This window comes from Vibrio sp. OPT20, assembly GCF_963889365.1.
Lineage (GTDB): Bacteria > Pseudomonadota > Gammaproteobacteria > Enterobacterales > Vibrionaceae > Vibrio > Vibrio splendidus.
Window position 1 is genome coordinate 119,429 of record NZ_CAWPOA010000035.1, and the last position, 6,595, is coordinate 126,023.

The 6,595-nt window shown below is 41.2% G+C and carries 7 protein-coding genes and 1 pseudogene; 6 read left to right on the forward strand and 2 right to left on the reverse strand.

The annotated features are described in order from the left end of the window. Positions 1-21 precede the first annotated feature (21 nt). Positions 22-174 carry a YoaH family protein gene (locus AACR09_RS07900; RefSeq protein WP_017073513.1) on the forward strand — a complete coding sequence of 51 codons (153 nt, stop codon included), beginning with the start codon at positions 22-24 and terminating at the stop codon, positions 172-174. An 808-nt stretch (positions 175-982) separates the two neighbouring features. Here the strand turns inward: AACR09_RS07900 and AACR09_RS07905 are convergent. Beyond that, positions 983-2,290, reverse strand: coding sequence for a GGDEF domain-containing protein (locus tag AACR09_RS07905; RefSeq protein WP_193836303.1), 1,308 nt, complete (start codon positions 2,288-2,290; stop codon positions 983-985). A gap of 382 nt (positions 2,291-2,672) precedes the next feature. On the opposite strand from AACR09_RS07905, the gene AACR09_RS07910 reads away from it, so the two are divergent. From AACR09_RS07910 to AACR09_RS07925, 4 genes are all read left to right on the forward strand, one after another. Then, entirely contained in the window at positions 2,673-2,861 is a 189-nt protein-coding gene (locus tag AACR09_RS07910; RefSeq protein WP_193836304.1) for a hypothetical protein, read from the forward strand. Further along, entirely contained in the window at positions 2,848-3,042 is a 195-nt protein-coding gene (locus AACR09_RS07915) for a hypothetical protein (protein WP_322621730.1), read from the forward strand. Before AACR09_RS07910 ends, AACR09_RS07915 begins: the two co-directional genes overlap by 14 nt. After that, positions 2,996-3,118, forward strand: coding sequence for a hypothetical protein (locus AACR09_RS07920; RefSeq protein WP_265575724.1), 123 nt, complete (start codon positions 2,996-2,998; stop codon positions 3,116-3,118). The genes AACR09_RS07915 and AACR09_RS07920 overlap by 47 nt, the downstream gene beginning before the upstream one ends. A gap of 202 nt (positions 3,119-3,320) precedes the next feature. Beyond that, positions 3,321-4,373: a protein kinase domain-containing protein gene (locus tag AACR09_RS07925; protein WP_193836297.1), complete on the forward strand. Its 1,053-nt coding sequence runs from the start codon at positions 3,321-3,323 to the stop codon at positions 4,371-4,373. A 380-nt stretch (positions 4,374-4,753) separates the two neighbouring features. Here AACR09_RS07925 and AACR09_RS07930 read toward each other — a convergent pair whose 3' ends face one another. Further along, positions 4,754-5,779: an IS110 family transposase gene (locus tag AACR09_RS07930; protein ID WP_193836298.1), complete on the reverse strand. Its 1,026-nt coding sequence runs from the start codon at positions 5,777-5,779 to the stop codon at positions 4,754-4,756. 90 nt (positions 5,780-5,869) lie between these two features. Between AACR09_RS07930 and AACR09_RS07935 the strand changes: the two are divergent. Further along, positions 5,870-6,500: pseudogene (locus tag AACR09_RS07935) on the forward strand (DUF5677 domain-containing protein). Positions 6,501-6,595 lie beyond the last annotated feature (95 nt).

Here is a 6,595-nt window from a genome sequence, read left to right on the forward strand (position 1 = left end):
TCCTAAATAAAGGAGCAGAGCATGCTAAACGACTTACCAACCCTTTCTCACGAAGAACAACAGAAAGCTGTTGAACGAATTCAAGAAATGATGACTCAGGGCATCAGCACAGGACAAGCGATCAAAATTGTTGCTGAGCAAATTCGTGAAGAAATGAGTAATAAAGAAGAGTAGGGCATCAGCCCTTCTTTTTTATTACCTTGATGCACTATAACTAAATATATTACCCTCTAGTATATTATCTCGTACATACAAATTCTTTAGCTCCCCCTAAGTTCCAACCCGCCCAGAATTCTTAAACTTAAATTATTCAGTAAGTTACATTAGAGTAATCCACTTTAAGGGCTTTTCTTGGTTTCTATTTGTAATTAAATTACAGCAAGATCTGAAAGTAAAACAATCGCCATTTTAGGTGTCAGCATTTGTGTCACCACGTCTAAGTGGTTAAATATATGCCGTTTTTTATGGCTAGTGACGTTGTGACTTCTATTTTTAGTGGGTACGAGTGCATGAATGTTCAGAAGCAGACAAATGAGGATTTCATCTAAGAACAGTGCGAGATAAGTGACGACGGTAATGTTCAAAACCGTTACCGCGAGTGACTAACCATTGGTTAAAGCGCGCTTTACTAGCCAAATATGTGGACTTTTAAAACAAGTGCTTAGGAAGTTAGAGGCGTACGGAAGAGCTGTTTATAGAGCGATTCAGGAACGATACGTATCAACCTGAGAATGATATTGATGGAGTTATTACAGATGGTGTTATAGCAAACGGTGTTATTGCAGATAGCGAGAGCACGCTTATAGGCATATGAATCGATTTAAGTTCTGATGAGACAGCAAAGCTTATGGGCTTGTTTGGTCAGCACTTACGAATCTAACGGCTGCTTAAGTGGAGAGTAGATATCGACAGGGCATTAATGGCGTGTGATTGAGTATTGGCCGAGAGTTGAATGTGTAGCTGCAGTCCAGTCTAGCGAGCCTTAATAAAACGTAACGACTTGGTTTCGTCCATTGTCTTTCGCTTGGTAGAGTGCTTTGTCTGCACGTTTGATGGCTGTACGTATCGACTCATGCTCCTTAAGCTGCGTTACTCCAGTCGAAGTCGTCACTTTAAGCGCTTTAGGCCAAGGTCTTTGGTCCATTGCTAGGTAAAAATCATCGATAGATTCGTTACACTGTAGCGCAGTTTGTTCCAGGCAAACGAGTAGAAACTCCTCACCACCCCAGCGATAAAGCAAGTACTGCTCACCAAGGCTCTCGTTCGCCATTGCGACAAACTGAATAAGCACTTTGTCACCCACTTCATGGCCGTATTGATCATTGATCTGCTTAAAATGGTCTAAATCAAACAACGCGATGTGAATCGTTTTTCCTTGTTGCGCCAGCCATTCGAAATCATAGAAGGTATCTAACGCCTCGGTTCGGTTTCGACATCCGGTCAACGGATCGGTTGTGGCCTTTACCTTTAGCTCTTCAATTTCTTGGGTTAAATAACGTTGTTGCTCTGCTGCGCGCGTTTTGCTTCGCTGTGCGATATGTAACGCACAACCCACATAATAGATGGCATACGTCACCCATAATCCAATTAGGAGTTCTCCCAACAAAGCTTTGCTAATGATTTTACCGTGGAAAACAATGCTCGAGATCTTAAGTGAATGATGTCCATCAAGCGTGCTGGCTCCAAGCCCGAGCTCAACAGACACCGCGTTTGTAATGTCTACCGCGCTACTAGTAATCGGTTGGTTGTAATGATCAATCCACCAAAAAGGAACGTTGAAGTAGTTTAAGTCGATGTGGTTTTTATCTGCTAGCGAGAAATCTAAGCGATTGAACTTATTCGACATAGCATCGCCTTTCACGCTGTAATTCTTGTCGTAATTACGAATGTAGAAGCGAAACCTTGGGTCTTCTTGGCCTTGGTAATCCATATTAATGGTGACCGAATCGTACGTCGAGAGATCGAGCCCTTTACCTTGTGTCGATATAACGAATTCAATTTCACAGAAGGGTAAGCTATAGGTTCGTTCAAAGTCACACTGTAACTCAATTCCATTTTCTAGCTTATGTAATGAGCCTACGGTGCCACCATCATGGTCTCTGTCTGTGTGAACGCGTGTAGGGAATTTGTCTGGCGTAATAACGTGGCTCTTATTCATGAGCGTATTAAATGAAATCAACGACACTAGCGTGATTGTTAGGCAAAAAATCGAAAGGAATATGTTGAGTTTTCGGAATGCTTTGTCGCTCATGATACTAACTCGTACACGTGATTCGAACCTAATGTGCAATGCCTTAGAGTTGGCGCAATCGGAGATTAGAGTATTAGCATTCATAAAATTGCTATACCCAGAACTGATCCAGAATTGACGATTATACAGGAAAGCACACCATTAGACCAAATTCAAGTTTAAAAATTGAACACAGCACCCTGATTTTGAACGTTATTTGCTCAATGAGTACGGTTTTTACGGAGGTGATAATTTAACTGTATATTTATACAGTTAAATTGAAGTGGCTCGTTTTGTTGTAATCAGAGTAGTGTGTTCGAGTTTTATGGCTTGCTGTGATAACGAGTCACGTGGCCACTTACTGTTCCTCAATTAAAGTGGAGAGTAATTATGTTGCAGTGTCACTTTTTAAGCTTAGTTTTATCGAAACACTTTATTGTCTATGAGATCGTTCGTACCACTCATTTTGTCTTTCATTCCCAATTACGCGCCATATGTCGAACAAGGGTTCGATGCTCTGCAGAAAATCCCTAGCGTAGTCGGTGCTGTTGTGGTCGATACGTTAGGCATGCGCGTCATCTACTTGAATACTACGCATCACGACGGAAAACGAAGTGATGGAATTCGTTGATGCATTAACCATTACACGGATTACCGGTGGAGTCTCAAGCCTTGGCACGATTGCAGCCTTGAAAACGGACATCAACTGGATAAAGCGAGTGCAGCAAGACCAAGAGCAACGGATACGAAAACTGGAGATACCGAATGAAAGGACACAAGTGCAAAGGCCGCCGAGCAAACGGCCAACTTAAGAAAGGTTACACGCTCAAGAACGGGCGAGTGGTGAGGGCAAATACCACCCGAAAACGCTACAAGAAACGCCGATAATTCACACCAATCTAAAGGGCTACTTTCTTACGAGAGTAGCCCTTTCTGCATTTCTACGACAAGAATCTACATTTTAAGCATCAAGTTTTACTGCTAATGGGTTAAATCACTGTTATAGATGGGGTTAATGGTTATAATCCTTTTCCATAAAACAGACTAAACAGAAAAACTCTGTATTTAAAAGTAATGGCTAGGATTAATAATGACAAAATTGAATGCTCTTAATGAAAAATATGTATTGGAATCAATCTTTCTAGGCAAGATTATCAATACATTTGAAGGTAACTCTGGAAGGGTTTATTTGGTTGAAAATACACCTATTCCACCTGCAACATATACCATTCCAAAGTTCATAGCATATAAAAAATGCAAAAGATACGATGGGGATAGCTTTGAAATATTCAAAGAAGAGACAGAAAAATGGTTCCAAATTGTAAGTAGGTATGTTTTGCCTATTCAATATATCGATATTATTGAAGGACAGTACTTTGTCTGCATGAGGGCTGGTATTGATGGTAATCTTTCTGAATTGATACTAAATGGTTTAGATGACGTGGCAGCATACAACATTGCATTGCAATTGGTTAAGGGGTTGATTGATATGCAGGCTTCTGGAATTAAGCACCACCAAGATTTAAATCCACCTAATATCATGTTTGAAGACATGTCTAAGCTGTTTGATAGTAATGGGAAGCCAGTTAAGGACAGAACTGAGTATGAACCGTATCCACCTCAAGAATATCACTATTCATTCAAGTACAGAGTTATGATTAGTGATTTTGGCATGGCTAACTATTTCCTTAAGGATCCAGTACAAGGTAAAGCTGGAGGGAAGTTTGCCTATAAAGCACCTGAACAATATGACAAGAGTATTGACGGTTTTGCGCCTGACTTATTTGCCTTGGGGGTAATTCTCTGCATGATGTTTACTGGTATGCACCCAACAGGAAAGGATGCAGCATTTGCTTTGAAAAAAAGTCCTAAGCTAAAGCAGGGTTGGTCTTCATGGGCTAAAAATGGTGAAAGACTGGTAAATTGTGCGAATCAAGAAATTACTAAATTGATTCTTTCACTTTTAGAACCAATTCCTAATGATCGTCCCTCATTACAACATGTATTTGATACATTATTAGCGGAATTTGAAGCATTGGATAAAGGGCAATCGATAAATGCTAGATTCCTATTTAAATTCTTTGAAGATACGTACATTAATGACAAAAAGTCTATTTTAGAAGTTCGCAGACATACAATATAACAAGGCATTTAAGAGTGATTCCCAACGCTTGGCATTTTTCATTCCATCGTTGAGTTTCGTGTTTACGGTGATAAGGGTGAGTTTCGTGGTAGCGTTGCTCACACCTTAATGCGGCTACATGGATTCCCCCGGTTGTCAAACATCCGCTAAACTTATGTTGATGGGTTTTGGACTGCCGCTCTACATTCGGCCTACTTATCGACGATTCGCATACGTCGTGGCCCTGATGACTTGCGCGACTGCGGTGCCTTATTCGTTAGATGACATCTAGTGTGTCCGCCGCATTAACAGGCTCTCCGCAAGTGGTCTTAACCTATCTCCATCATTAGCGTCTGCAATGACCCGGTGGGTTTAACTCTTTATGCTGCTTAGGTTTTTACTTAAGCAGCATAGTTTTCATATTCTGTTTGATTGTGTAAAAGCGACCATATAATTCGTGCGTTCTTCGCGGCAAGTGCCACTATCGCTCGGTTCATTCCTCTCCGCTCTAGAACGCCCCGACACCACTGACTTAACTTATCTTGCTTGTCGCCAAGGTTGGCAATCACGGTCCTTGCGCCGTGAACTAATAGTGTTCGTAAGTATTTGTCGCCGTGTTTGGTTATCCGACCTAAGCGAGGCTTTCCTCCCGTCGAATATTGTTTTGGTACGAGTCCTAGCCAAGCAGAGAAATCACGGCTTTTATCAAATTGAGAACCGTTGCCTATCGAAGCAAGTATCGCAGTAGCGGTTTGCGGTCCAATACCTCGAACTTTCATCACTCGTTGAACATTAGCGCTGACCTTAGCAAAAGAGTCGAAGACTTGTTCAGTATCGGCGATACGTTGATTCAACTCTCCAAGGTGGTGATAAGCATCGGCAATCACCGTTCTTGCGAGATGTGGCAGTTCATTTTCTGCATCTTCAAGCATTAAGGGAACGTGTTTCATTAATGAAGAGCGGCCAACAGGAATGATCAACCCGAATTCAGAGAGTAAGGCACGCATGCGATTCATAAGCGCGGTGCGTTCACGAACCCAATGCTCTCTCATTCTATGTACCGATAAGATGGCTTGTTGCTCGGGGGATTTTACGGGTACAAAGCGAGTGGATGGTCGCTGAACAGCTTCGCATATGGCAACAGCATCATTAAGGTCGTTCTTTCCCTTGGTTCGATAAGGAATTACGTATTTAACGGCCATAATGCGGGCGTCGTGACCGAGTGTATTGAGTGTTCTTGCCCAATAATGTGCACCACCACACGCTTCAACGCCTATACGCATGAGTGGTATATTTGCTATTGTAGTCAGTAGTTTAGAGCGAGTTACTGACTTATGAAGTATGACCTTACCATTTTGGTCTACGGCATGAAGACTAAAGTGGTTTTTAGCTAGGTCGATACCGCAGAAATAAGAAAAATCAGACATGGTGCCTCCGGTGCAATTAAGTACCACATAAGTGTGGCAGATCCTCGGAAGGGGGGAATCCATGTCATTCGTTATAAAGTAAGGTAGATAATGAGTTCAAATAAAGTAGATGATTGGGTTGGACTATTTCAATTTCGAGATGAGAAATTCGCATCACTAGTTCACGACAATCTACAGGAAAAGTACATCATTGCATTAACAATTAGGGTTACGGAACTATGCTTAGATGCTGTAGTTCTTTTAAATAATCACAGAATTTCATCAGTTCCTACAGTTTTACGCTCTGCATTAGAAACTTTCGCTGATCTACAATGTTGCATTAAAGACCAAAGTCATCCAGAGGCTATGACAAAAGCTCAATACCAACGGCTTTACGAGCTTCAAAAACATATTGAAAGTGATAAATAAAAAGTCAGGTAAAAAGCTCTCAGTGTGGGATCGCTTCAAAAAAGCTGATTTAGTGGAATTGTATAATAGTTACTATTCGATGTTGTCAATGTACGCACACGGCAATGTAGGTGCTTTAATCGAGAGTAACTCGAAAGATTCTCAAGTTTTACTAGGCTCAGCCTACGATGATGAAAAGTTACTTCAATTTTTCGATCAAGCAATAAACTTGGTAGCTCTTTCTATTCGAGACAGTTTAGAATTCTTTGGGGTAGATAAAGTTACGCTTGAGTACCCACAAAAGATAATCGATAAACTCAACAAAGCTTTATAACAAACGACTATGGCGTCAATGATTAATTTTTGGCAGTGTTTTCATCCCACATGGCGCCATCTCTCAGCATAGAGTTAAGAGTCACAACCATCTTT